Below are 25,910 nucleotides of genomic sequence, written 5' to 3'. Positions count from 1 at the left end.
ATGACCGCCCGGAGGGAGCCGGTGTCGGTGGGGTGGCGACAACACGCGGGTGCGGACGACGGAACTTGGGTGGCGGGCACAGATGTGTCGATGCGCGGCGGTGGTCGACTCTCCGACTGTTTGTTGGGCTGACCCGATCGGAGCGACTGTGGAGTTTCGCGTACTGGGGCCGGTGAGCGCCTGGCGCGACGGCGGCGAGGTCCCGCTGGACGGCGCCAAGCAGCGCACCGTCCTGGCCGTCCTGTTGCTCGCCCGAGGGCGAACAGTCTCCGACACGCGTCTCTGCCAGCTGCTGTGGGACGAGAAGCCGCCGGCGACATTCGCCGCCCAGCTCTACAACTACGTCTCCCGGCTGCGGAAGTATCTCGGCGACGAGGTGGAGATCGTCCGGCAGTGGTCCGGGTACCTGCTGCGGATGCGCGACAGCCGACTCGACATCGAGGAGTTCGAACGGCTGGCCGGACTGGGTCGGGACGCACTGCGCTCCGGCCGGCACGAGGAGGCCGCGCGGGACCTGCACGAGGCGCTCGCGTTGTGGAGCGGAGCGACGCTCAGCAACGTCACCGACCACCTCATCGAGGCGGAGTCGCCCCGGATGGCCGAGGTGCGGATGGCGGCCCTGGAGGATCGCATCACGGCCGACCTGATGCTGGGCCGACAGGCCGACCTGGTGGTGGAGCTGAGCGATCTGGTCGCCGCGCAGCCGCTGCACGAGTTGCTGCGCAGCCATCTGATCACGGCGCTGCTGCGATGCGACCGCCAGGCCGACGCACTGGCCGTCTACCACCAGGGCCGGCGGGTCCTCGCCGACGAGTTGGGTGCCGATCCGGGCCTGGCCCTCGCCGAGGCGTACCAGACGGTGCTGGCCGGCCCCGGGACGCCCGACGCCGCTGTCGCACCGCGGCAGGGACCGGGCTGGCGCGACGTCCGACCGGCGATGCTGCCGCCCGGGGCGCAGGACTTCTGCGGCCGGAAGCAGGAGCTGCGGGCGCTGGCCGGGCTGCTCGCCGAGACGTCGCCGTCCGCTCCGCAACGGACGTTGCTGACCGGGATGGCCGGCGTCGGCAAGTCGGCGCTGGCGCTGCGGGCCGCGCACCTGTCCAGCAGCGACTTCCCGGACGGGCAGCTCTACGCCGACCTCGGCGGCACCCGGGGCAACGCCATCGACCCGGGCGACGTGCTGGGCTGGTTCCTCCGGAGCCTCGGCAATGCCGAGGAGGCCATCCCGAGGCGCCTCGACGAACGCGAGTGCCTCTACCGCAGCCAGTTGGCCGGCCGGCGGGTCCTGGTGGTACTCGACAACTCTGCCAGCTATTCGCAGGTCCGCCCGCTGTTGCCCGGTGACCCGTCCTGTCGGGTGATCCTGACCTGTCGTGGCCGCCTCTCCGAGTTGCCCGGTGTCACCCGCGTCGAGGTGGGCATCCTCGACCCGGCGCAGGCGCTGGAGCTGTTCGCCACGATCGTCGGCTCGCCGCGGGTGGCCGCCGAGCTCGGTGCCGCACACCGGATCGTGCAGCTGTGTGGGCGGCTCTCGATCGGCATCCGGGTGGCTGCGGCGCGACTCATCGCTCGGCCGCACTGGTCGCTGCGCTACCTCGCGCAGCGGCTGGCCGACGAACGGTTCCGTCTCAACGAACTACGGCTGGGGACGCTGGACGTGCGGGCCCGCATCGAGGGCAGCTACCAGGAGCTGGAGGTCGAGAGCCAGGTCGCGCTGCGCCGGCTGGCACTGCTGAACACTGCGGACTTCCCGATCGGCGCCGCCGCCCGGGTGCTCGGCGTGACGCCCCGGGTGGGGGAGGAGGTGGCCGAGAGCCTGGTCGACGCACGGCTGCTGGAGATCGCGGGCTCGGACGGTGGGCGGCGGCAGCGACACCGCTTCCACGACCTGGTGCGGGTCTTCGCGCGGGAGAAGGCCGACCCGGTGGACCACCGCGTGGTGACCGCCCGATCGGCGTTGCCGGCATAGCCGCGCCTGCGGACCCCCCGGCGTTTCCGCCGTGCTCCCGCGCCTATGGAGAAGATATAGCCGGTGCCAGCACGGTCAGGGCGTGACCATCCTGATCCCGCCCGAGTGCGCGACCAACGCGCGGATCGACCTCGACCACGCCAGCGGGGACGAGATCATCGGTCGAGTTCGACCCGACCGGGACGACCTGGTCTTCGTCGGGCACTATCCCGGCTTCCCCCTGCTGCCAGGTGTCTACATCGTCGAGTACGTGCACCGCGCCGTCCTCGCGGCGACGCCGTCGGAGATCCTCGCCGAGCTGGTGTCCTGCCGGTTCCTCCGAACGATCGATCTCGACGACGAGCTGGTCATCACCGTCCGGCGCGAGGGCGGGCTACGCCGGGGCACGGTCGCCGTGTCCGGTGTACCGGCCGCCGAGGTGGTGTTGCGTTATCAGGAAGGAAAACCTTGATGCTCGACCGCGACGACATTCGACGGCTCATCCCGCACCGACCGCCGATGCTCCTGGTGGACGGAGTCAGCGAACTGGTACCCCGGAGTCGGCTGGTGGGCAGTTACACGGTGACCGGGACCCGGCCGCTGCCTGCTGTGCTGCTGTTGGAGTCGTGGGGCCAGGCGGCATTGGTGCTGATCAGGCACGACCGGCCGATGGCCACCGTACTGACCGACGGAGTGCCGATCGCGGGTGCATTCGAGGGGATCCGCTTCGGCCGGCCGGTGCTGCCCGGTGAGACGGTCGAGCACCGGGTCGAGCTGATCCGGCTGATCGCCGACACGGGTTTCGTGCGGGGCGAGAGCGTGGTCGGTACCGAGGTGGTCATGCAGGTCGGTCGTCTGGTCGGCGCGGTACGCCCGGCCGCTGCGCTTCGCCCCGCCGTCCCGGCCGGGGTCTCCGACGTCAAGGAGTCGACATGAGTGACATTCGACGACCGGTCGCCCTCGTCAGTGGCGGATCCCGAGGGATCGGTCGGGCCGTGGTCCGGCAGCTCGCCGCAGACGGGTACGACGTGGCTTTCTGTTATCAGAGCAACCGGGTGGCCGCCGAGAAGGTGGCCGCAGAGGCGCTGGAGACCGGTGTCCGGGTGCTGGCCCGGCAGGTGGACGTCGCCGATGCCGCGCAGGTGCGCGACTTCGTCACGGGGGCGGAGCAGGACCTGGGCGAGATCGCGGCACTGGTGACCGTCGCCGGGATCATCCGTGACCGGCCGTTGGCGATGATGGCCGACGAGGACTGGCAGTCGGTGATCGACGTCAACCTCGGGGGTGTCCACAACGTGTGCCGGGCGGCGATCCGCCGGATGATGCGGCGTCGTGGTGGCGCCATCGTCACGGTGTCCTCGGTGGCCGGCATCACCGGCAGCCCGGGCCAGACCAACTACTCGGCCTCGAAGGCCGGCATCATCGGCTTCACGAAGGCGCTGTCGAAGGAGGTCGGCTCGTACGGGATCCGGGTCAACGCCGTGGCCCCGGGCTTCATCGAGACCGACATGCTGAACGACCTGCCGGCCGGCCTGGCCGTGGGCGTCCAGCAGCGGACCGCCCTCGGCCGGCTGGGCCAGGCGGAGGAGATCGCCCCGGTGGTGGCGTTTTTGCTGTCGGAGCGGGCCTCCTACCTGACCGGGCAGGTCGTCACAGTTGACGGTGGTCTGACGTTCTGACCCGCTGCGCCGCGAGCCGGGTCCGCATGGCCTCCAGGCGGACCTGGCTCGCCTGCGTCCGGGCCCGACGCGCCGTGATCCGGGGATAGGCCGTGCCGAGCAGCCGGGTGAGCAGGTCGACCCGTCGCGCGTCCGCCCCGACGATGATCTTCACCCGGTTGCGCCGGACCCCGCGCAGGATGAGCCGTGCGGCCTGCTCGGCCGAGGTCGTCGCCTCGCGGGCGAAGCGCTCCCGGATCCCGCCGTAGCCGAGCCCCTTCGCGGCCCGGGCGTTGCTGAAGATTTCGGTCCGCACCTTGCCCGGGTAGACGCAGCTGACCTTCACCGGCACGTCACCGACCCGCATCTCCTGCAACACCGCCTCGGTGAAACCCCGGACGGCGAACTTGGCCGCGTTGTACGCGCTCTGCGCAGGTGCCGCGGTCAACCCGTACATGCTGGAGATGTTCACCAGGTGGCCCTGCGAGGCGACGAGTAGCGGCAGAAAAGCCCGGGTGCCGTGCACCACGCCCCAGAAGTCGACGTCCAGCACCCACCGCATGTCGTCCCACTCGGCCTCGGTGATCGAGGCCAGCAGAGTCACCCCGGCATTGTTGATCACCAGGTCGGCGCCGCCGAAGTCGGCGCGTACCTCCTTGGCGTGGGCCTGCACCGCCAGCCGGTCGGTGACGTCCAACCGGTAGGTGCGGACCTCGGCTCCCCGCTCGGCGCAGCTCGCCGCGGTCTGCGCCAGGCCCTCCTCTGCCGCGTCGGAGAGGGCCAACCGGGCGCCCTGGGCGGCCAGTTCGACCGCCAGTGCCCGGCCGATGCCCGAACCGGCTCCGGTGACGACCGCGACCTTTGTTCGGAACTCCTCCATGCGCGCTCCCTCGGAATGGGCGTGCCCGCCAGCGGCGACACACGTCCGCCGAACGGTCCGGTGCCGGGCTATCTCTTTTCCATACCGGGCGCGATGTAGAGAAGTTATGAGAGCTCCGCCGAACACTGCCTCCGGACGGTGCCACCAGGACGCCGACCAGGCGTGGTGCGGAGGAGGCGATGGCACAGATGACAGGTGCGGCAATCACCGGGCTGGGGGCGTACCGGCCGAGCAGGCTGATCACCAACGAGGAGATCGCCGAGGAAGCCGGGGTGACTCCGGAGTGGATCGAGGAGCGGACCGGCATCCGGTCGCGCTACCGGTCCGGGCCGGAGGAATCCGTGACAATGATGGCCGCCGAGGCAGGCGGGAAGGCGTTGGCCATGGCGAACGTCGACCCGGCCGACGTGGACCTGGTCATCCTCGCCTCGGCGACGAAGAAGGACCGCATCCCGGGCGGGGCGCCCGAGGTGGCCAGCCGTATCGGCATCACCGCCACCGGCGCGTTCGACCTGAACGCTGCCTGCGCCGGCTTCGCCTACTCGATCGGCATCGCGGCCAACGAGATCCGGATGGGCAGCGCCCGCAACGTGCTGGTCGTCGGAGCGGAACAACTGAGCAGGTTCATCGACCCGGAGGACCCGGCGACGTACGTCATCTTCGGTGACGGTGCGGGTGCCGCGGTGGTCTCTCCCGCGGAGGTCGACGGCATCAGCCCGACAGTGTGGGGCAGCGACGGCGCGCGGTCCGACATCCTCGGCACCAAGTGGGACGCCAACGGCCGCGAGTTCGCCAAGATGGACGGCCCCCTGGTCTACCGGTGGTCGACCAAGAACGTGCCGAGGGTGGCCCGCAAGGTGTGCGCCCTGGCCGGTGTCGAGCTCTCGGACATCGACTGGTTCGTGCCGCACCAGGCGAACCTCCGCATCGTCGACCAGTTGGCCGAGATCCTCCAGATCCCGGACGAGAAGGTCGCCAAGGACATCATCGACACCGGCAACACCTCAGCCGCGTCGGTGCCGCTGGCGCTCAGCCGTCTGTACGAGAGCGGTCAGACCACCCCCGGCGACCGCGTGATGCTGCTGGGCTTCGGGGCGGGACTGGCCTACGCCGGTCAGCTCATCCGGATGCCCTGACCACTCCGATCACGACCCCTTCCTTCGAAAGGACAAGCACCATGACGCTGACCGTGAACCAGGTGTCCCTCGACGTCGTATCGCTCACCCGCAAGCTGATGACCGAAAACGTCGACCGGGAGATCAACGTCGGCGACACCTTCGTCGAGCTCGGTCTGGACAGCCTCAAGCTCGTCGACCTGCTCGCCGCCGTGGAGACCCACTTTGACATCGAGGTGCCGGACGAGATGGTCGGCAGCTTCGCCAAGGTCCAGGATCTCAGCGACTTCGTCCTCTCCGCCCGGTCTGAGGTGTGACCGAAAACGTCCGGGAGTTGTCGGTAGGGCAGCGGGCGCTGTGGCTGGTCCACCGGCTGGCCCCGGACAGCCCGGCCAGCAACGTGGTCCACGGGCTGCACGTCGAACCCCTGCTCGACCCGGACGTGGTACGCCGGGCGGTGGCGGCGGTGCGATCGCGCCACGACCTGCTCCGGTCCCGGTTCGTGCAGACCGAGCAGGGGCCGGTGCGGGTCGTCGATCCCGACCTCGGGTGCGAGGTCGAGGTCCACGATGTTCCCGACCTGGACGACGACGGGCTGTTGCGCCGCTGCCAGGAGTTCGGCGACCGGCCGCTCCGGCTCGAGCGGGACGGTCCGATGCGGGTGGCGCTGCTGCGGCGGCGTACCGACTGCGTGCTGGCGGTGGTCATCCACCACATCGCCACCGACTTCCACTCGCAGCGGATCGTCTGGCAGGAGTTGGACGCCGCGTACGGCGCGTTGCAGGCCTGGCGGCCGGTGGAGTTGCCGCTGGTCTCCGGCAGCTACGACGACTTCCTGGCCCGAGAGCGGGCGGCGCTGGCCGGCGAGCGCGGCGAGCGGCTGCGCGCGTACTGGGATCGGGTCTGCGACGGTGCCACGGCGGCCACGCTTCCGACCGACCGGCCTCGTCCGCCGGTGCGTTCGTTCCGTGGCGGCGCGTTCAGCCAGGAACTCCCGGACGACCTCGCCGCCCGGCTGCGGGAGACCGCGGCGGCGGCCGGGGTGACGTCGTACGCGGTCGTGCTCGCCGCGTTCCAGGCGACGATGTACCGCTACACCGGTCTGGGGGAGTTCACCGTCGGTTGTCCGGCGTCGCTGCGCCGGGGACGGGCGCTGCGCGGGGTGGTCGGCATGTTGATCAACACGATCGCGTTGCGGGGTTCGTTCGACGCGAACACCACGTTCGCCACGGCGATCACCGCGGCCGGCCGACAGTTGACCGACGCCGTGGCCCACGCCGCCTACCCGTTCCCGCTGCTCCGATCGGGCCGACGTAACCAGGATCCGCCGGTGCGGGTGACCGTCACCCTGCTGGCTCACCAGCACGGCGACAACTACACAAGCCAGCGGCACGCGTTCGCCGGGCACCAGATCCGGCTGCTGGACATCCCGTACGACGAGGGCCAGTTCGACCTGTCGACGACCCTCACCCAGTACCAGGACGGCCGGCTCCAGGCGGAGTTCGGTTACGACACCGACCTGTTCGACGAGGCGACCGTGCAGCGGCTGGCCGGGCACTTCCTCCAGATGCTGCGGGTTGCCTGCACGACGCCGGAGACGGTGGTGTCCCAGGCGCCGATGGTCGACCAGGCGGAACTGCGCGAACTCCTGGCGCTCGGCACCTCATAGACCGGCGCGGCGTTGCCCCGTGGCGCCTCTGGTGCCACCGGGACGGTGTGCCCGCCGTACGGGCCGGGTCCGGCCGGCGCGACCCCCGTCGCCGGCCGGGTCCAGGCCCGGCGCTGACCGCCCGAGCACCGGTATAGGGCCGGTATAGCGCCGATTGACAACGTCGTGGCGTTGGTAGATCACTTGTGGAGGGAGGAACGGTGCGCGAGGGTATCCTCTCGACGGTCGGAAACACACCGCTGGTACAGCTGGTCCGGTTGTTTCCGGAGTTTCCCTCCCGATTGTTCGTGAAGCTCGAACGGTTCAATCCCGGCGGCAGCATCAAGGACCGCACCGCGCTGAGCATGCTGCGCGCCAAGGTCGAATCCGGGGAGCTGGTGCCCGGCCAATCGGTGGTCGTCGAGTCCAGCTCGGGCAATCTGGCCATCGGCCTCGCGCAGTTCTGCGCGTATTACGCGATCCGGTTCATCTGCGTGGTCGACCCGAAGACCACCCGGCAGAACCTCGCGATCCTGACCGCGTACCACGCGGAGATCGAGATGGTCGAGCACCCCGACCCGGTCACCGGCGAATACCTGCCGGCCCGGCAGCGCCGCGTCCGCGAGCTGTGCGACCAGGTCCCGTACGCCTACCGCCCCGACCAGTACGCCAACCCGCTCAACGCCGCGGCGCAACGGCAGACGATGGCCGAGATCGTGACCGCGCTCGACGGGCAGATCGACTATCTGTTCTGTTCCACCGGCACCTGCGGGACGCTGGTCGGCTGCGTCGGCTACCTGCGCGAGCAGGGGCTGTCCACGCGGGTGGTGGCGGTGGACGCGGTCGGCAGTGCCATCTTCGGCGACGAGCCGGCGGTCCGGTTGATCCCCGGGCACGGCGCCTCGATCGTGCCGCCCCTGGCCGCCGATGCCACACCCGACGAGATCATGCACGTCTCCGACCTGGACTGCGTGGTCGGTTGCCGGCTGCTGCTGCACCGGGAGGCCATCCTCGCCGGCGGGTCGTCCGGCGCCACCGTGGCCGCGCTACGCCGACGGATGGCGGACATCCCGGCTGGTGCCACGGCCGTGCTGATCCTGCCCGACAACGGCGACCGCTACCTCGACACCATCTATTCGGATCTATGGGTTTCCCAGCATTTCGGGGAGATCACCCACCTGTGGAAGGACGCCACGTGCTGATCATCGGTCGGGCTGTGGTGCGGGACATCCTCGACGGCGACGACGCCCGGGTGGTGGATCTGATCCGCCACGCGTACCTGCTGCACGAGCAGGGCCGCACGAGCCTGCCGCACTCGGTCTTCCTGCGCTTCCCGCAGCAACCCCGCGACCGCATCATCGGCCTGCCCGCCTACCTCGGCACCGACCCACCGGTGAGCGGGATCAAGTGGATCTCCTCCTTCCCCGGCAACCTGGCCATGGGCCTGGAACGGGCCAGCGCGGCGATCCTGCTGAACTCGATGCGTACCGGCCACCCGGTGGCCCTGGTCGAGGGTTCGGTCATCTCGGCCCGACGTACCGCGGCGAGCGCCGTGCTCGCGGCCGGCCTGCTCACCGCGGACCGCCGCCCCGACGGCCTGGCCCTGATCGGCTGCGGGCTGATCAACCAGCAGGTGCTGCGGTTCGTGGCGGGCACTCTCGCCGCGCCGCCGGCGCTGACGGTATTCGACACCGACCGGCGCCGGGCCGAGGCGTTCGCCGAGACCGCCCGAACCCTGCTGCCGGGAATGCCGACGACGCTGGCCGGGACCGCCGAGGAGGCGATGGCCGCGCACCGGCTGGTCTCGATCGCCACCACCGCCACCGAGCCCCACCTCGACCTGGCCGCCTGCCGGCCCGGCGCGGTGGTGCTGCACCTGTCCCTGCGCGACCTGCTCCCCGAAGGGCTGCTGGCCGCGCGCAACGTGGTCGACGACGCCGATCACGCCTGCCGTGAGGGCACCTCGTTGCAGTTGGCCGAGCAGCTCACCGGTGGCCGGGACTTCATTCACGCCACCATCGGCGCGCTGGCCGGCGGCGAGGTGCGACTGCCCGCCGACGACGTGCCAGTGGTGGTGTCCCCGTTCGGCTTGGGCGTGCTGGACCTCGTGCTCGCCGAGCACGTCCGCGCCACCGCCGACCAGCGACGCCTGGGCGTACGCGTTGACGACTTCCTACCCGTGGGGGACGCCACCGGGGCGTTCGCCGGGTCTCTCTGAAGGAGTGGCAATGACCGACAACCGCAGCTACCGCGTGGTGCTCAACGACGAGGAGCAGTACTCAGTCTGGTGGACCGACCGGGACCTGCCCGCCGGCTGGCGTGCCGAGGGCACCGAGGGCAGCCGCGACGAATGCCTGGCCCGGATCGACGAGATCTGGACCGACATGCGGCCGCTGAGCCTGCGCCAGCGCATGGAGTCCCAGACCACGGCCTGACCAACTGATCCGATCCCACGCCCGCGCCCGGTCCCCCGGAGGAGCACCATGAGTATCGTTCCGCCAGCGGCGCCCGCAGCCGCAGCCGCCACCCAGGGGGCAGGCACCCTGGCCGAGTTGATCGCCCGGCAGGCCGCGCTGACCCCCAGCGCCATCGCGGTAAGCGGCGAGTCCGAGCGGTTGGACTACGCCGGACTGGACCGGCGGGCCAATCAACTCGGTCGGTACCTGGCCGAGCTGGGCGTCGGCCCGGAATCGCTTGTCGCGGTCAACCTGGACCGCGGCGTCGACCTCGTGGTCGCGCTGCTGGGAGTGTGGCGCGCCGGTGCCGCGTACCTGCCGCTGGACCCGACCCACCCCGCCGAGCGGCGGCGGTGGCTTCTCGCCGACAGCGGGGCCGGAGTGCTGCTCACCCGCGACGCGTTGCGCGACGAGGCGACGCCCGGCCAGGTCGTCTGCCTGGACGCCGACCGGGCGCGGATCGCGGCCTGCCCGGACACCCCGGCGGTGCCGTCACCCGACCCGGACTCGCTAGCGTACGCCATCTACACCTCCGGGTCCACCGGCGAACCCAAGGGAGTGCTGATCACCCATCGCGGTATCGGCAACCGGGTGACCTGGACGATCCGGGAGCACGGCCTGGGCCCCGGCGACCGGGTGTTGCAGAAGACCTCGGTCAGTTTCGACGCGGCGGGCTGGGAGTTCTTCGCCCCGCTGGCCAGTGGCGGCACCGTGGTGCTCGCCCCGGATGGGGCACACCGGGATCCCGCCGCCCTCGTCGCGGCGGTCGTCCGGCACGGGATCACCGTCCTGCAGGGAGTGCCGTCGGTATTCGGTCGGCTGGTCGACCAGCCCGGTTGGGCCGACTGCACCAGCCTGCGGCTGATCTTCTCGGCGGGTGAGCCGTTGTACGCCGACCTGTGCCGGCGGCTGATGGTCACGCCCGAGGTGCGGGTGTGGAACACCTACGGCCCCACCGAGTGCGCCATCGACGTGACCGCCCACCCGGTGGACCCGGCCCAGCCGGCCGGGCCGGTGCCGATCGGGCGCCCGCTGCCCGGCGTCCGCGTCCAGGTCCTCGACGCCGACCGTCGGCCGGTGCCGGTGGGTGTGGTCGGCGAGCTCTACATCGGTGGGGCCAACCTGGGCCGGGGCTATCTGCACCGGCCGGACCTGACCGCCGAACGGTTCGTGCCCGACGAGTACGGGCCGCCCGGCGAGCGCCTCTACCGCACCGGCGACCAGGTCCGGTGGCGCGCCGACCGGAGCCTGGAGTTCGTCGGTCGGACCGATCACCAACTCAAGGTCAACGGGGTACGGATTGAGCCGGCCGAGGTGGAGGCGGTGCTCGCCGCGCACCCGGACGTCCAGTCGGCGGTGGTGGTGGGGCACACCGACCCGGCCGGTCGCCGGCAGCTCGCCGCGTACGTCGCCGGTCGCCGGTCACTAGACCCGGCGGCCCTGCGCGCGTTCTGCGTCGGTCGACTGCCCGAGGCGCTCGTGCCGGCCGTGTTCCAGCCGGTGGCGGAGTTCCCGCTCACCGCCAGCGGCAAGATCGACCGGTCCGCCCTGCCGGCGATCGACCCTCTCGACCGCCCGGCGCTCCGGTCGCCGCGGACCGCCGCCGAACAGACTGTCGCGGCCATCTGGCGGGACCTGCTCGGCGTCGACGAGGTCGGCGTCGACGACGACTTCTACCAGCTCGGCGGCTCCTCACTGGTGACGCTGGCGCTGGAGAGCCGGCTCAGCGGGGCGGGCGGCGCGGTGACGCTGCGCGACCTGCTCACCCACACCACCGTGGCCGCACAGGCCCGGCTGGTGGAGGCGGCCACCCCGGCGGCTCCACCGGTGCTGCCCGTGGGACGTGACCGGCCGCTGCCGCTCTCCGCCGCCCAGCACCGGCTCTGGATGCTCGACCAGCTCGACCCGCGCAGCAAGGAGTGGGTCGTCCCCGTGCACGTACGGCTGCCCGCCGCCATCCACCCCGACCACGTCCGGGTGGCCCTGCACGCGCTCGAGGCACGGCACGAGCCGTTGCGCACCCGCTACCTGGTCGTCGACGGCGTGGCCCGCCAGCAGGTCGTACCGCCGGGAGATGTCGACCTGGAGGTGCGCGACGTCAGCCACGGCGGGTTGGCCGAACTGATCACCGACCAGCTCGGCCGGGGTTTCGACCTGCACACCGGTCCGCTGTGGCGGGCCGGGCTCGCCGTCGCCGCCGGCCGGGATCACCTGCTGGTGCTGGCCGTGCACCACATCGCATCCGACGCCGGCAGCGCCGACGTCCTCGAACGGGACCTGCGGGAGCTGTGCGACGCCGCCGCGCAGGGACGGCCGGCCGACCTGGCAAAGCTGCGGGTGCAGTACGCCGACTACGCGGTCTGGCAGCAGCGGCACCTCACCGACGAGGTCGTCGGGCGGGAGCTGGCGTACTGGCGGGAGACGCTGGCCGGGATGCCCCAGCTGGAGTTGCCGCTGGACCGTCCGCGTCCGGCCCGGCGGGACGCGCAGGGCAGGATGCTCGGCTTCACCGTCGACGCGGAGGTCGCGGGCGCCCTGACCGAGGTGGGCCGGCGCTGCGCTGCCAGCCCGTTCATGACCCTGCTCACCGGCTTCGCCACGCTACTCGCCCGCTGTACCGGGCAGTGGGACGTGCCGATCGGCACCCCCACCTCCGGGCACCGGCCCACCGAGCTGGACCAGGCGGCCGGGATCTTCCTCAACCCGGTGGTGCTGCGCTGCACCCTGGACCCGGCGTCCGGCTTCACTCAGGCGGTCAGGCGAGTCCGCGACCGTACCGTCGCTGCCCTGGCCCACCAGGACCTGCCCTTCGACCGCGTGGTGTACGACCTGGTCGGCGAGCGGGACCTGTCCCGCACCCCCCTCTACCAGGTGGCGCTGAACTACCAGGCGGGCGGGATCACCGGCCGGGTGGCCGACGACCCGATCACGATCGAGGCGCTGCGGCAAGCGTCCACAGTGGCCAAGACCGACCTGACCGTGCACCTGTGGCCGCAACCGGACGGTTCCCTCGCCGGCGCCGTGGAGTACGCCACCGCGCTGTTCGACGACGCGACCGTGCGACGACTGGCCGACCACTTCGTCCGGCTGCTGCGCGCCGCCGCCGACGAGCCGGACGCCCGCCTGGACCAGCTCGACCCGTTCTCGGCCGAGGAGCGGCAGCGCCTGCTGCACGAGTGGAACGGGCCGACGGTGCCCCGGCCGGCCACCACAGTGGTCGACCTGTTCGAGGCGCGCCGCGCGGCGACACCGCAGGCCGTGGCGTTGCGCCACGGCGACGCGCGCACCAGCTACGCCGAGTTGGACGACCGGGCCAACCAGTTCGCCAACCATCTGCGCCGCTCCGACACCGGATCGGGCGCGACAATCGCCGTACTGCTGGCGCGGGGACCGGACCTGGTCGCCGCGATTCTCGGCTGCTGGAAGGCGGGTGCGGCATGCCTTCCGCTGGATCCGTCGTACCCGGCTGAGCGGATCGGCTACCTGCTCGACACCGCCGGCGTCGGCCTCGCCATCACCGACTCGCGATACGCCGACCGGTTCGGGGTGCCCACCCTCCAGGTGGACACCCACCGGCTGATGGTCAGCGCCGAACCGCACACCGCGCCGGCCCGCGATCTCGACCCGGCGCAGACGGCGTACGTGCTGTTCACCTCCGGATCGACCGGCCGCCCCAAGGGGGTGCTGCTCTCCCACGCGGCGGTGACGAACTTCCTGGCCTGCGCCACCGAGACCGAGGCGCTCGGCGACCGGGGAGGCCGCCCGGCCGGCGGAGGGGCTCCGCTGTTCTCCACCATCGCCTTCGACCTGTCGATCTCCAACCTGTGGGGGCCGCTGGTGGCCGGCCAGCCGGTGACCCTGCTTCCGCAGGATTTCGACCTCACCCAACTCGGCGCGCTGCTGCTGACCGCCGGCCCGTACGACCGTTTCATCATGACGCCCCCGCACCTGGAGTTGCTGGCGGCGCAGGTCGACGCCGCGCAGGCGCAGCGGCTGGCCGGTCAGCTCTGGGTGGCCGGTGGGGTGCTGCGCGGGTCGGTGGCGAACCAGTGGCTCGACAGGCTTGGCCCCGGCGGCCTGATCAACTCCTATGGTCCGACCGAGACCACCGTGATCATGTCGGCGTACCCGGTCGTCGCACCACAGACCAGCGAGATCGTGTCGATCGGCCGGCCGATGGCGAACACCGTGGTGCGGATCCTGGACGACGCGATGCGGCTGCTGCCGGTCGGCGCCGTCGGCGAGCTGTACATCGGCGGCGAGTGCCTGGCCACCGGCTACGTCGGGCGGCCCGGGCTGACCGCCGACCGCTTCGTGCCCGACCCCTTCGGCCCGCCGGGCGCCCGCCTCTACCGCAGCGGCGACCTGGGCCACTGGCGACCCGACGGCACGATGGCCTTCGTCGGTCGGGTGGACGACCAGGTCAAGGTCCGCGGCTACCGGATCGAACCCGGCGAGATCAGCGCTGTCGTCGCCCAACATCCCCGGGTACGCGACTGCGTGGTCCTCGCCCACCAGGACCGCCTGGTCGCCTTCTACGTCGGCGAGGCCACCGACCTGGCCGCGTACTGCGCCCGGCCGTTGCCCGACTTCATGGTGCCGAGCCTGTTCGTACCCGTGGAGCGCATACCCCTCAACGCCAACGGCAAGGTCGACCGGGACGGGCTGCGCGGCCGGCTCGACGCGGCACTCGCCGACGGCGCCGCCGATCCCACCGAGTTCGTCGCGCCGCAGAGCGTGGTCGAGAAGCGGGTCGCCGCGATCTGGGCGGAACTGCTCGACGGGCGGATCGGCGCCACCACCGACTTCTTCCTCCTGGGCGGCCACTCGGTGCTCGCCGCCCGGCTGATCGCCGGGCTGCAGGAGGAGTTCGACCTCGACCTGCCGATCCGGCTGGTGTTCGAGCACCCGACGGTGCGTGCCCAGGCGATCGCCATCGAAGACCTGATCCGAGCGGAAATCGACGCGCTGGACGCCGCCGACCTCACCCACGACCTTTCGCGATCCGAGGAGTCCCCGGCATGACCAGCATCGCCAACGAGCCGAACCTGCGTGAAGAACTCGTCCAGCGTCGCCTGGCCGGCCGTCGTACCGGCCGCCGGGACCGGATCCCGACCGTCGACCGGTCGGGGGAGCTGCCGCTGTCGTACGGCCAGCAGCAGATGTGGTTCCTCAACCGGATGGACCCCACCAGCGCGGAATACCTCGTCTCCTCCGCGCTGCGGCTGCACGGCCCGCTGGACGCCGACGCGCTGGGCCGTGCACTCGACGCCCTGGTCGCCCGGCACGAGATCCTTCGCACCCGCTACGCCCTCGCCGGCACCTCTCCGGTCCAGGTGATCGACCCGCCGGCGCACCGCGACCTGCCGGTGGTGGACCTGACCGACAGGCCCCGCGCCGAGCGGGAGGCGGCGCTCGACGCTGCGCTCGCCGACAGCGCGCGCAACGGGTTCGACCTGGCCCGGGAGTGGCCGTTGCGAGCGGTGCTGGTCCGACTGGACACCGATGAGCACGTCCTCGCCCTGGTGCTGCACCACATCGCCTGCGACGCGCCGTCGGTCGCGGTGCTCACCGGCGAACTGGCCGAGTTGTACGCCGCCCTCCGGGTCGGCGTCGAGCCCTGGCTGCCGGCGCCCACCGTGCAGTACGCCGACTTCGCCGCCTGGCAGCGCGGCCGGTCGCGCGCCGAGCCGGTGGCCCGGTCGCTCGCCTACTGGCGCGACCAACTCGCCGGGCTGACGCCGGTGGAGCTACCGGCCGACCGGACCCGGCCGAGGAACCGGGACTGGCGCGGTTCGTCGGTGCCGTTCACCCTGAGCGCCGATCTGTCCGCCGCGCTGCGCACCGTCGCCCGCGACGCCGGCACCACCGTCTTCGTCACCCTGCTCAGCGCCTACCAGGTGCTGCTGTCGCGCTACACCGGCCGGACCGACCTCGCCGTGGGCACGGTGTCGTCCGCGCGCAGCCGAGCGGAGCTGCACAACCTCGTCGGGTACGGCATCGACAACCTGGTGCTGCGGGCACGGTGGAGCGGCGACCCCTCGTTCGCCGCTCTGCTGGCGCAGACTCGGGACACCGTGCTGGGCGCGTTCGACCACACCGACGCCCCGTTCGCGCTGCTGGCCGACGAGCTGGAGCCGGAGCGGGATCCGTCCCGTACCCCGCTCTACCAGGTAGCGATCACCCTCCAGAGCGAGCCGCCCACCACCGACTGGCCCGGCGACCTGCGCGTGGAGCCGGTCGAGCTGCCCCTGCGTACGTCCAAGGTGGACTTCACGCTGCACATGATGGAGGGCGTCGACGGCGGGCTGCGCGGCCGGATCGAGTACGCCACCGCCCTGTTCGACCCGGCCACCGTCGAGCGCGCCGCCGACCACCTGGTGCGGCTCCTGGAGCAGGTGACGGCCGACCCGACGGCCCGACTGTCCGACCTGGCCATCCTCGGTGCCGCCGAGCTGGCCGTGGTGACCCGGGGGCCGGTCACCGCAGACCCGGTCACCGGCACCGTGCACGGCGTCTTCGAGGCGATGGCGGCCACCCACCCCCACGCTCCTGCGGTGACGGCGGGCGACACCACCCGCAGCTACGCCGAGCTGAACGCCGACGCCAACCGGCTCGCCCACTGGCTACGTGGCCACGGTGCCGGCCCGGAGCGGCTGGTCGGTGTGCATCTCGACCACGCCCCCGAACTGGTGCCGGCCCTGCTCGGCGTGCTCAAGTCCGGCGCGGCGTACCTGCCCCTCGACCCGGCCTCGCCGGACGAGCGCCTCGACTTCATGATCAACGACGCCGGGGCGGAGATCGTGCTGACCACGACCGTCCACCGCGACCGGTTCGCCGGCTTCGGTGGGACAGTAGTCCTGCTGGACGCCCCGGACCTCGTCGCCGAGCTGGCCGCCCAGCCGGTCGCCGACCCGGCCGTGCCCATGGACGTCGACAACCTCTGCTACGTCATCTACACCTCGGGCTCCACCGGCCGCCCCAAGGGTGTCGCGGTGGCCCACCGGCAGGTGCTGCGGCTGCTGACCGTCACCGCCGCCGACTACCGGTTCGGCCCGGACGACGTGTGGACCCTGCTGCACTCGTACGCCTTCGACTTCTCCGTCTGGGAGATCTGGGGCTGCCTGCTGCACGGCGGTCGGCTGCTCGTGGTGCCCCGCGAGCTGGCCCGATCTCCGCAGGACCTGCTCGACGAGCTGATCGCACAGCGGGTCACGGTGCTCTGCCAGACGCCCACGGCGTTCCGCGCGCTGGTCCGGCTCGCGGCCGACGGCGACGCCCGGATCGACCGGCTCGCCCTGCGGGTGGTGACCTTCGGCGGCGAGAAACTGGACTTCGCCGATTTGGCACCGTGGGTGGCCAGCCGTGGCGTGGACGCACCGCACCTGATCAACATGTACGGGATCACCGAGACCACCGTGCACACCACGTACCACCGGGTCACCGCCGACGAGGTGGGCGGCACGGCCAGCCTGATCGGCGTACCGCTGTCGGACCTCACCGTCCACCTGCTCGACGCCGACGGTCGATCGGTGCCGATCGGTGTGCCCGGCGAGATCCACGTGGGTGGCCCGGGTGTCGCCCGCGGCTACCTCGGTCGCGCCGACCTCACCGCGCAGCGGTTCGTGCCGGACCCGTGGGGGCCGCCCGGTTCGCGGCTCTACCGCAGCGGCGACCTCGCCCGCCGGTACGCCGACGGACGGCTGGAGTTCGTCGGACGCATCGACCACCAGGTCAAGATCCGTGGCTACCGGGTGGAGCTGGGCGAGATCGAGGCGGCCCTGACCGTCCTGCCCGGCGTTCGGGACGCGGTCGTGGTGCTGCGCGAGGACAACCCGGGCGACCAGCGGCTGACCGCCTATCTGGTGGCCGACGACACCTCGACGCTGCTGCGCCCCTCACAGCTGCGTACGGCGCTCGGCCGGACGCTGCCGGACTACATGATCCCGGTGGCGTTCATGCCGCTGCCCCGGATCCCGCTGACCGTCAACGGCAAGCTCAACCAGGCCGCGCTGCCCGCCCCGGGCCGTTCGGTGGCCGCCGTCGACCGCCCGTACGTGGCCCCGCGCACCACTGTGGAGCAGCAGCTCGTTGACATCTGGACCGCCACCCTCGGGCTGGACCGGGTCGGTGTGCAGGACGGCTTCTTCGATCTCGGCGGCGACTCCATCCGCGCGGTGGCACTGGCCGGCGCGTTGCGTGAGGCGTCCTTCGACGTCGAGGTCCGGGACATCTTCGAGCGGCGTACCGTCGCCGAGCTGGCCGAACTGCTCACCGCACGGCCGGCCGCCGAGCCGGAGCCTGCGGTCGCCCCGTTCGAGCTGGTCGGCGAGGCGGACCGGGCCGCGCTGCCCGCCGGCCTGGTGGACGCCTACCCGTGCACCCAGGGTCAGCTCGGCATGCTTGTCGAGCTGCTGTCCGACACCGAGCAGAACCCGTACCACAACGTGACCAGCTACCGGGTCCGTGGCGAAGGGGAGTTCTCCCTGGACGCGCTGCGTGCCGCCGCGGCACTGCTGGTGCGCCGCCACGAGGTGCTGCGTACCTCGTTCGACCTGACCAGCTATTCGGTGCCCATGCAGCTGGTGCACGCCACCGCCGAGCTGGCCGTCACGCACGACCACAGCCCTGCCGCAGAGCGGGCCGAGCTGGACCGGGAGCTGCGCGAGCACATCGCGGTCGAGCGGGCCCGTCTGTTCGACCTCGATCGCCCGTCGCTGCTGCGGCTGCACGCCAGGACCTGCGCCGACGGCAGTTGGTGGCTCACCATCACCGAGTGCCACCCGATCCTGGACGGGTGGAGCTACCACTCGCTGATCATGGAGCTGGTCCGCGCGTACCAGCAGATCCGGGCCGGAGAGCCGCTGTCGCATCGGCCCATCCCGTCGGTGCGCTTCGCCGACGCCGTCGCTGCCGAACGGCGGTCGGTCGCCGGTGACGCCGACCGGGCGTACTGGCGTGGTGTCCTGACCGGTCGGGCCCGTCACGACCTGCCCACCGGCTGGGGTGACCCCGAGGCACCGGAGGGCGCCAAGCACGAGCACTGGGTGCCGGTGCAGGACCTCGAATCCGCGCTGCGCGACCTGGGCCGGCGCCTCGGCGTGCCGTTCAAGTCGATCATGCTGGCTGCGCACCTCAAGGTGATGAGCCAGCTCACCGGCGCGGAGCGGTTCTACACCGGCCTGGTCTGCAACATCCGGCCCGAGGCGGCCGGCGCGGACCGGGTGTACGGCATGCACCTCAACACCGTTCCGGTCGGCTACGACGGTCCGGCCGCCACCTGGGACGAGCTGATCCAGCGGACCTTCGACGCCGAGGTGGAGCTGTGGCCGCACCGGCGCTACCCGCTGTCCACCCTGCAGCGGGAGGTCGGCGAGGACGCCCGCATGCTCGACGTGCGGTTCAGCTTCCACGACTTCCACCAGATCGACACCGACGACATCGACTACGCCGAGTCCATTGACGACAGCCCCACCGAGTTCCCGCTCGGCGTGTTCAGCCGGCTCGGCTTCCTCACCCTGCAGGCCAGCCAGCGGCACGTCGGCCACGACGCCCTGCGCCGCCTGGGCGCCATGTATCGCGTGGTGCTGGAGGCGATGGTGGCGGATTCGGGTGGGGACGCGCGGGTGGTGTGTCTGCCGGCCGGTGAGGTGTCGGTGGTGTTGGCCGATGGTGACGGCGCGGTGGAGCCCGTGTCGGAGTCGGTGCTGGCGGCTGTTGAGCGCCAGGTCACGGCGGTGCCGTCGGGTGAGGCCGTCAACGGTGGGACCTTCGCGGAGCTGGATGCGCGGGCCGTGGTGCTGGGGTCGTGGTTGGCCTCGCGGGGTGTCCGTCGGGGTTCGGTGGTGGGGGTGTTGTTGGATCGGGGTGTTGATCTGGTGGCGGCGCTGCTGGGGGTGTGGAAGGCGGGGGCGGCGTTCGTGCCGCTGGATCCGTCGTATCCGGCCGGTCGCATCGCCTCGATGCTGGCCGATGCCGGTGTGTCCTGTGTGGTGACGTCGACGCGTTATGCGGATCGGTTCGCGCCTGGCGTCGAGGTTCTGGTGGTGGAGCACGCTCCGCAGGTGGAGTCGGTGGTGTTGCCGGGTGTGGTGGATCTGGATGATGTGGCGTATGTGATTTTCACGTCGGGTTCGACGGGTCGGCCGAAGGGTGTGCAGGTTTCGCATCGGGGTTTGGCGAATCATGTTCGTTGGGCGTCGGTGGAGTTGGCCGGTCGTGGTGCTGGTGGGTCGGCGGTGTTTTCGTCGGTGGCTTTTGATTTGCAGGTGCCGAATGTGTGGGCTCCGTTGGTGGTGGGTCAGCGGGTGTTCATGGTGGATCAGGATTTGGATTTGGCGGAGTTGGGGGAGTCGTTGTCGGCGGCTGCTCCGTTTAGTTTCTTGAAGTTGACGCCGGGTCATTTGGAGATTCTGGGTCGGCAGTTGTCGGATGAGCGGTTGGCGGGTTTGGCGCCGGTGGTGGTGGTTGCGGGTGAGGGTTTGCCTGCGGCGTTGGCGAACCGGTGGTTGGGCATTGTGGGTGCGGGGAATCTGATCAATGAGTACGGGCCGACGGAGGCGTCGGTGGGTACGTGTGTTTTCCCGGTGCGGGTGGAGCAGACGTTGCCGGTGGTGCCGATTGGTCGGGCGTTGCCGGGTATGCGGATGTTCGTGCTTGATTCGTTCATGAATTTGGTGCCGGTGGGTGTGGTTGGTGAGTTGTTTGTTGGTGGTGTGGGGGTTGCTCGGGGGTATGTGGGTCAGTCGGGGTTGACGGCGGATCGGTTTGTGCCGGATCCGTTCGCCTCGGATGGGTCGCGGTTGTACAAGACCGGGGATCTGGTTCGTCGGTTGGCCGATGGTGCGGTGGAGTTCGTCGGCCGGGTTGATCACCAGGTGAAGGTCCGTGGTTACCGCATCGAGTTGGGCGAGATCGAGTCGGTGATCGGCGCGGTGGCCGGGGTGCGTGAGGTGGTGGCGCTGGTGCACGGCGACGAGTCCCGGCTGCTGGCGTTCTACGTGCCGGCCAGCCCGGACGTCGAACTGGCGGCCCGGGTGCGGCAGGAGTGCGCCAGTCGACTGCCGGAGTACATGATCCCGGCGGACCTCGTGGCGGTGAAGTCGATCCCCCTGAACGCCAATGGCAAGGTCGACCGGGCCGCCCTGGCCGCCTCGGTGACCGGTGGTGGGCGGGTGCACGTGGCCCCGCGTACCCACCTGGAGCGGCGGCTCGCGGACATCTGGGCGCAGGTGCTGAACCTGGAGACGGTGAGCGTCGACGACAGCTTCTTCGACCTCGGCGGTCACTCGATCAGCGCCATCGCTCTCGTCGGCGCACTGCGTACGGCCGGGATCCCCGCCTCGGTGCGCGACATCTTCCTGCACCGGACCGTCGCCGCGCTCGCCGCGAACCTCGAAGCGGAGCAGACCCCCGTCGAGCCGGCGTTCCAGCCGGTGGTCCCGTTCGCGCTACTCGACGACGCCGACCGGGCGGCCCTGCCCGCCGGCCTCGCCGACGCGTACCCCATCGCTCAGGTCCAGCTCGGCATGCTCGTCAAGACGATGACCGACACCGAGCGGCACACGTACCACAACGTCTCGGCCTTCCCGATCCACGACGAGCAGCCGCTGGTCCTTGACGCGCTGCGCCGCGCCGTGCAGACGGTCGTCGACCGGCACGAGATCCTGCGTACGTCGTTCGACCTGAACGGCTACTCGGTGCCGCTGCAACTCGTGCACGCCGAGGTGCCGATCGAGGTCACCGAGCTGGACCTGCGTGGCCCGGACACCGAGGCCCGGATGAGCGCCTTCATGGCCGCCGAACGGGCCAACCCGTTCGCGCCGGATGAGGTCCCGCAGATACGCGTCGCCGGTGCGATCGGCGAGGGCAACGCCTGGTGGTTCGTCCTGACCATGTCGCACGGCATCCTCGAAGGCTGGAGCCACCACTCCCTGCTCATGGAGATCCTCGACAACTACCGGCGGCTGCGGGACACCGGTGCTCCGGTGCCCGTCGACGCGTTGCCGGTGCGCTACGCCGACTTCGTCGCCGCGGAACTGGCCGCGCTGACCTCCGCCGAGGACGAGGCGTACTGGCGAGGTGTCGTCGAGCACCCGCGCTTCGCGTTGCCTGCCGGGTGGGGCGCCCCCGACTCCGACCCCCAGTTCCAGTGCGGCACCCGGGTGCCGCTGCACGACCTGATCGACGGGCTCCGAGACCTGGCCAGCAGCACCGGCACCGCGCTGAAGAGCGTGCTGCTGGCCGCGCACCTGAAGGTGATGAGCCAGCTCACCGGCGAACTCGTCTTCACCAGCGGCCTGGTCTGCCACGGGCGGCCCGAGGTGACCGGCGCGGACCGGGTGTACGGCATGCACCTGAACACGTTGCCGATCGTGCACCGTGGCCCGGCTGCCACCTGGGCGGAGCTGATCCGGCAGACCTTCGACGCCGAGCTGGAGCTGTGGCCGCACCGGCACTACCCGCTGCCGTCGGTGCAGCGGTTCACCGACGGCGCCCGACCCATCGAGATCCTCTTCAACTACCTCGACTTCGCGCAGGTCGACACCGAGCGGGTCGGCTTCGACGAGGCCGTCTACGAGGCGTCCAGTGAGTTCGACCTGCACGTCTCCACGCTGGACGGCACGCTCAGCATCCTCAGCGACCCCCACGTCGTCAGCTACCCCAACGTGCTGCGCCTGGGCGCCATGTATCGCGTGGTGCTGGAGGCGATGGTGGCGGATTCGGGTGGGGACGCGCGGGTGGTGTGTCTGCCGGCCGGTGAGGTGTCGGTGGTGTTGGCCGATGGTGACGGCGCGGTGGAGCCCGTGTCGGAGTCGGTGCTGGCGGCTGTTGAGCGCCAGGTCACGGCGGTGCCGTCGGGTGAGGCCGTCAACGGTGGGACCTTCGCGGAGCTGGATGCGCGGGCCGTGGTGGTGGGGTCGTGGTTGGCCTCGGGGGGTGTGGGTCGGGGTTCGGTGGTGGGGGTGTTGTTGGATCGGGGTGTTGATCTGGTGGCGGCGCTGCTGGGGGTGTGGAAGGCGGGGGCGGCGTTCGTGCCGCTGGATCCGTCGTATCCGGCCGGTCGCATCGCCTCGATGCTGGCCGATGCCGGTGTGTCCTGTGTGGTGACGTCGACGCGTTATGCGGATCGGTTCGCGCCTGGCGTCGAGGTTCTGGTGGTGGAGCACGCTCCGCAGGTGGAGTCGGTGGTGTTGCCGGGTGTGGTGGATCTGGATGATGTGGCGTATGTGATTTTCACGTCGGGTTCGACGGGTCGGCCGAAGGGTGTGCAGGTTTCGCATCGGGGTTTGGCGAATCATGTTCGTTGGGCGTCGGTGGAGTTGGCCGGTCGTGGTGCTGGTGGGTCGGCGGTGTTTTCGTCGGTGGCTTTTGATTTGCAGGTGCCGAATGTGTGGGCTCCGTTGGTGGTGGGTCAGCGGGTGTTCATGGTGGATCAGGATTTGGATTTGGCGGAGTTGGGGGAGTCGTTGTCGGCGGCTGCTCCGTTTAGTTTCTTGAAGTTGACGCCGGGTCATTTGGAGATTCTGGGTCGGCAGTTGTCGGATGAGCGGTTGGCGGGTTTGGCGCCGGTGGTGGTGGTTGCGGGTGAGGGTTTGCCTGCGGCGTTGGCGAACCGGTGGTTGGGCATTGAGGGTGCGGGGAATCTGATCAATGAGTACTGGCCGACGGAGGCGTCGGTGGGTACGTGTGTTTTCCCGGTGCGGGTGGAGCAGACGATGCCGGTGGTGCCGATTGGTCGGGCGTTGCCGGGTATGCGGATGTTCGTGCTTGATTCGTTCATGAATTTGGTGCCGGTGGGTGTGGTTGGTGAGTTGTTTGTTGGTGGTGTGGGGGTTGCTCGGGGGTATGTGGGTCAGTCGGGGTTGACGGCGGATCGGTTTGTGCCGGATCCGTTCGCCTCGGATGGGTCGCGGTTGTACAAGACCGGGGATCTGGTTCGTCGGTTGGCCGATGGTGCGGTGGAGTTCGTCGGCCGGGTCGATCACCAGGTGAAGGTCCGTGGTTACCGCATCGAGTTGGGCGAGATCGAGTCGGTGATCGGCGCTGTGGCCGGCGTCCGCGAGACGGTGGCCCTGATCGATCCGGAAGAGGCGCGGCTGCTCGCCTTCTACGTCCCCGAAGGACCGGACGCCGATCTGGCCGCCCGGGTGCGGCAGGAATGCGCCAGTCGACTGCCGGAGTACATGATCCCGGCGGACCTCGTGGCGGTGAAGTCGATCCCGCTGAACGCCAACGGCAAGGTCGACCGGGCCGCCCTCGCCGCGTCGGTCGGAGCATCCGGCCGGGTGCACGTGGCTCCCCGCACCGAACTCGAGCAGCAGTTCGCGGAGATCTGGGCACGCGTGCTGACCCTCGACACGGTCAGCGTCGTGGACAGCTTCTTCGACCTCGGCGGCGATTCACTACGCGCGGTGGCCCTGGTCGGCGCCCTCCGGGGAGCCGGCTTCCCCGTTGGCGTCCGAGACGTCTTCGTGCACCGCACCGTTGCCGCGCTCGCCGCGCACCTGACGGCCAAGGACGCCGCCGAGGTTGCACCGGAGTTCCAGCCGGTCGCCCCGTTCGCGCTGCTCGACGACGCCGACCGGGCAGCCCTGCCCGCCGGCTTCACCGACGCGTACCCCATCGCCCAGGTGCAACTCGGCATGCTGGTGGAGATCCAGAAGGACCCGACGCGGTCGCTGTACCACATCGTCCGCTGCTTCCGGGTGCACAGCCGCCAGCCCTTCTCGGCCGAAGCGCTCACGTCGGCGGTGCACGACATCGTCGACCGGCACGAAACCCTGCGTACGTCGTTCGACCCGCACACCTACTCGGTGCCGCTGCAACTCGTGCACGCCCAGGCCCCCGTCGACGTACGGATCCTGCGTCTGGACGAGGAGCGGGCCGAGGCGCACCTGCGCGGCTACGTCGAGGCCGAGCGGGCCCGACCGTTCGACGCCGAGCACCCCGCCCCGCTGCTGCGGGTCAGCGCTCACGTCGGCACCGACGGCGGATGGTGGCTCACCGTGGCGGTCAGCCACCTGGTAACAGGTGGCTGGGACCTCAACACCCTGCTGGCCGAGCTGCTCAGCTGCTACGAGCGGCGGTGCGTGGGCATGGCGCCGGAGGCGCCGGAACCGACCGCGGTCCGGTACGCCGACTTCGTTGCCGGCGAGCGGGCGGCGCTCGCCTCGGAGGGCGACGAGGCGTACTGGCGGGAGATCACTTCCGAGTACGCCAGGTTCGTTCCGCCCCCGGGCTGGGGCGAGGCGTCCGCGACTCCCGGGACGGTATTGCGGCGCCGGATCAGCTACCAGGACCTCGACCCACGGATCCGCGCCCTGGCCTCGACGCTCGAGGTGTCACCCAAGGCTGTTCTGCACGCGGCTCATTTGAAGGTGATGAGTCAGTTGACTGATGAGCGGCGTTTTTACACGGGGTTGGTGTGTGATGCGCGGCCGGAGGTGCGGGGTGCGGAGCGTGTGCATGGGATGTACATCAATGTGTTGCCGTTCGGTCATGAGCGGGGTGGGGGTTCGTGGGGTGATTTGGTGCGGTCGGTGTTCGACGGTGAGGTGCGGTTGTGGCCGCATCGGCGTTTTCCGTTGCCGGCGGTGCGCAGGCTGACGGGTGCCGACACGCACCCGATCGACGTCGTCTTTGACTACACCGAATTCCGGCGTGCCAACACCGACAGCGAGGAGCAGGTCGGCTTCGAAGCCGTCGCCGGTGAGGGTGGCACCGAGTTCGCCCTCCAGGTCACCGCGGCCAGCGGATTCCTCGACCTCGTCGCCGATGGACGGGTGTTTGGCTGGGCGGGGTTGGTGCGGTTGGCGGGGATGTTCCGGGTGGTGTTGGAGTCGATGCTGGCGGATCCGGGTGGGGATTCGCGGGTGGTGTGTGTGCCATCCGATGAGGCGCAGTGGTTGTCGCGGGTGGGTGTGGGGCCGGTGGTGCCGGTCTCGGGGGTGGCGTTCTCGGCGTTCGAGGCGAGGGCTGCTTCTGCTGGTGGGGCGGTTGCGATTGGTGATGGTGGGGTGTCGTTGTCGTATTCGGAGTTGAATGCGGCGGCGAACAGGTTGGCTCGGTATTTGCGGTCGGTGGGTGTGGGTGCCGAGGTGTTGGTGGGTGTGTGTCTGCATCGTTCGGTGGAGCAGGTTGTGGCGATGTTGGCGGTGCATAAGGCCGGTGGTGTGTATGTGCCGTTGGATCCGGGTTATCCG

At 70.6% G+C, this 25,910-nt stretch carries 13 protein-coding genes; 12 read left to right on the top strand and 1 reads right to left on the bottom strand.

Going from position 1 to position 25,910, the window contains the following annotated elements:
• Nucleotides 1-148: 148 nt before the first annotated feature.
• From AB0B48_RS05900 to fabG, 4 genes are all read left to right on the top strand, one after another.
• Nucleotides 149-1,969, top strand: a complete 1,821-nt coding sequence (locus AB0B48_RS05900; protein ID WP_357196501.1) for a BTAD domain-containing putative transcriptional regulator — start codon at nucleotides 149-151, stop codon at nucleotides 1,967-1,969.
• 82 nt (nucleotides 1,970-2,051) lie between these two features.
• Nucleotides 2,052-2,420, top strand: a complete 369-nt coding sequence (locus AB0B48_RS05895) for a hypothetical protein (protein ID WP_357196498.1) — start codon at nucleotides 2,052-2,054, stop codon at nucleotides 2,418-2,420.
• Nucleotides 2,420-2,884 carry a hypothetical protein gene (locus tag AB0B48_RS05890; RefSeq protein ID WP_357196495.1) on the top strand — a complete coding sequence of 155 codons (465 nt, stop codon included), beginning with the start codon at nucleotides 2,420-2,422 and terminating at the stop codon, nucleotides 2,882-2,884. The genes AB0B48_RS05895 and AB0B48_RS05890 overlap by 1 nt, the downstream gene beginning before the upstream one ends.
• Nucleotides 2,881-3,627 (top strand): 3-oxoacyl-ACP reductase FabG, encoded by a 747-nt coding sequence (gene fabG, locus AB0B48_RS05885; RefSeq protein WP_357196492.1) that lies wholly within the window; start codon nucleotides 2,881-2,883, stop codon nucleotides 3,625-3,627. The genes AB0B48_RS05890 and fabG overlap by 4 nt, the downstream gene beginning before the upstream one ends.
• Here fabG and AB0B48_RS05880 read toward each other — a convergent pair.
• Entirely contained in the window at nucleotides 3,599-4,486 is an 888-nt protein-coding gene (locus AB0B48_RS05880; protein ID WP_357196489.1) for an SDR family NAD(P)-dependent oxidoreductase, read from the bottom strand. The two genes, fabG and AB0B48_RS05880, sit on opposite strands and share 29 nt — an antisense overlap.
• Nucleotides 4,487-4,674: 188 nt before the next feature.
• On the opposite strand from AB0B48_RS05880, the gene AB0B48_RS05875 reads away from it, so the two are divergent.
• The 8 genes from AB0B48_RS05875 to AB0B48_RS05840 form a co-directional block, all read left to right on the top strand.
• On the top strand, nucleotides 4,675-5,622 hold the full coding sequence (locus AB0B48_RS05875) for a beta-ketoacyl-ACP synthase III (RefSeq protein WP_208741030.1): 948 nt from the start codon (nucleotides 4,675-4,677) through the stop codon (nucleotides 5,620-5,622).
• 41 nt (nucleotides 5,623-5,663) lie between these two features.
• Nucleotides 5,664-5,918, top strand: coding sequence for an acyl carrier protein (locus AB0B48_RS05870; protein WP_357196486.1), 255 nt, complete (start codon nucleotides 5,664-5,666; stop codon nucleotides 5,916-5,918).
• Nucleotides 5,915-7,270: a condensation domain-containing protein gene (locus tag AB0B48_RS05865; protein ID WP_357196483.1), complete on the top strand. Its 1,356-nt coding sequence runs from the start codon at nucleotides 5,915-5,917 to the stop codon at nucleotides 7,268-7,270. Before AB0B48_RS05870 ends, AB0B48_RS05865 begins: the two co-directional genes overlap by 4 nt.
• Before the next feature lie 212 nt (nucleotides 7,271-7,482).
• Nucleotides 7,483-8,451: a 2,3-diaminopropionate biosynthesis protein SbnA gene (gene sbnA / locus AB0B48_RS05860; RefSeq protein WP_357196534.1), complete on the top strand. Its 969-nt coding sequence runs from the start codon at nucleotides 7,483-7,485 to the stop codon at nucleotides 8,449-8,451.
• Entirely contained in the window at nucleotides 8,445-9,467 is a 1,023-nt protein-coding gene (gene sbnB, locus AB0B48_RS05855) for a 2,3-diaminopropionate biosynthesis protein SbnB (protein WP_357196480.1), read from the top strand. Before sbnA ends, sbnB begins: the two co-directional genes overlap by 7 nt.
• A 10-nt stretch (nucleotides 9,468-9,477) precedes the next feature.
• Nucleotides 9,478-9,684: an MbtH family NRPS accessory protein gene (locus tag AB0B48_RS05850; RefSeq protein WP_357196477.1), complete on the top strand. Its 207-nt coding sequence runs from the start codon at nucleotides 9,478-9,480 to the stop codon at nucleotides 9,682-9,684.
• Nucleotides 9,685-9,732: 48 nt separating this feature from the next.
• Nucleotides 9,733-14,730, top strand: a complete 4,998-nt coding sequence (locus AB0B48_RS05845; RefSeq protein ID WP_357196474.1) for an amino acid adenylation domain-containing protein — start codon at nucleotides 9,733-9,735, stop codon at nucleotides 14,728-14,730.
• On the top strand, nucleotides 14,727-25,910 hold an 11,184-nt coding region (locus AB0B48_RS05840; protein ID WP_357196471.1), incomplete at its 3' end, for an amino acid adenylation domain-containing protein. The genes AB0B48_RS05845 and AB0B48_RS05840, both read left to right, overlap by 4 nt.

It is taken from the genome of Micromonospora sp. NPDC049089, from assembly GCF_040648775.1.
In the GTDB taxonomy this organism is placed as follows: Bacteria; Actinomycetota; Actinomycetes; order Mycobacteriales; family Micromonosporaceae; genus Micromonospora.
This window is presented reverse-complemented; position numbering and strand designations above follow the sequence as displayed.

Coding starts and splice junctions, on each gene's coding strand:
- AB0B48_RS05890 (WP_357196495.1), top strand. CDS start 2,420: ATGCTCGACCGCGACGACATTCGACGGCTCATCCCGCACCGACCGCCG.
- AB0B48_RS05880 (WP_357196489.1), bottom strand. CDS start 4,486: ATGGAGGAGTTCCGAACAAAGGTCGCGGTCGTCACCGGAGCCGGTTCG.
- AB0B48_RS05850 (WP_357196477.1), top strand. CDS start 9,478: ATGACCGACAACCGCAGCTACCGCGTGGTGCTCAACGACGAGGAGCAG.
- AB0B48_RS05845 (WP_357196474.1), top strand. CDS start 9,733: ATGAGTATCGTTCCGCCAGCGGCGCCCGCAGCCGCAGCCGCCACCCAG.
- AB0B48_RS05875 (WP_208741030.1), top strand. CDS start 4,675: ATGACAGGTGCGGCAATCACCGGGCTGGGGGCGTACCGGCCGAGCAGG.
- AB0B48_RS05870 (WP_357196486.1), top strand. CDS start 5,664: ATGACGCTGACCGTGAACCAGGTGTCCCTCGACGTCGTATCGCTCACC.
- fabG (WP_357196492.1), top strand. CDS start 2,881: ATGAGTGACATTCGACGACCGGTCGCCCTCGTCAGTGGCGGATCCCGA.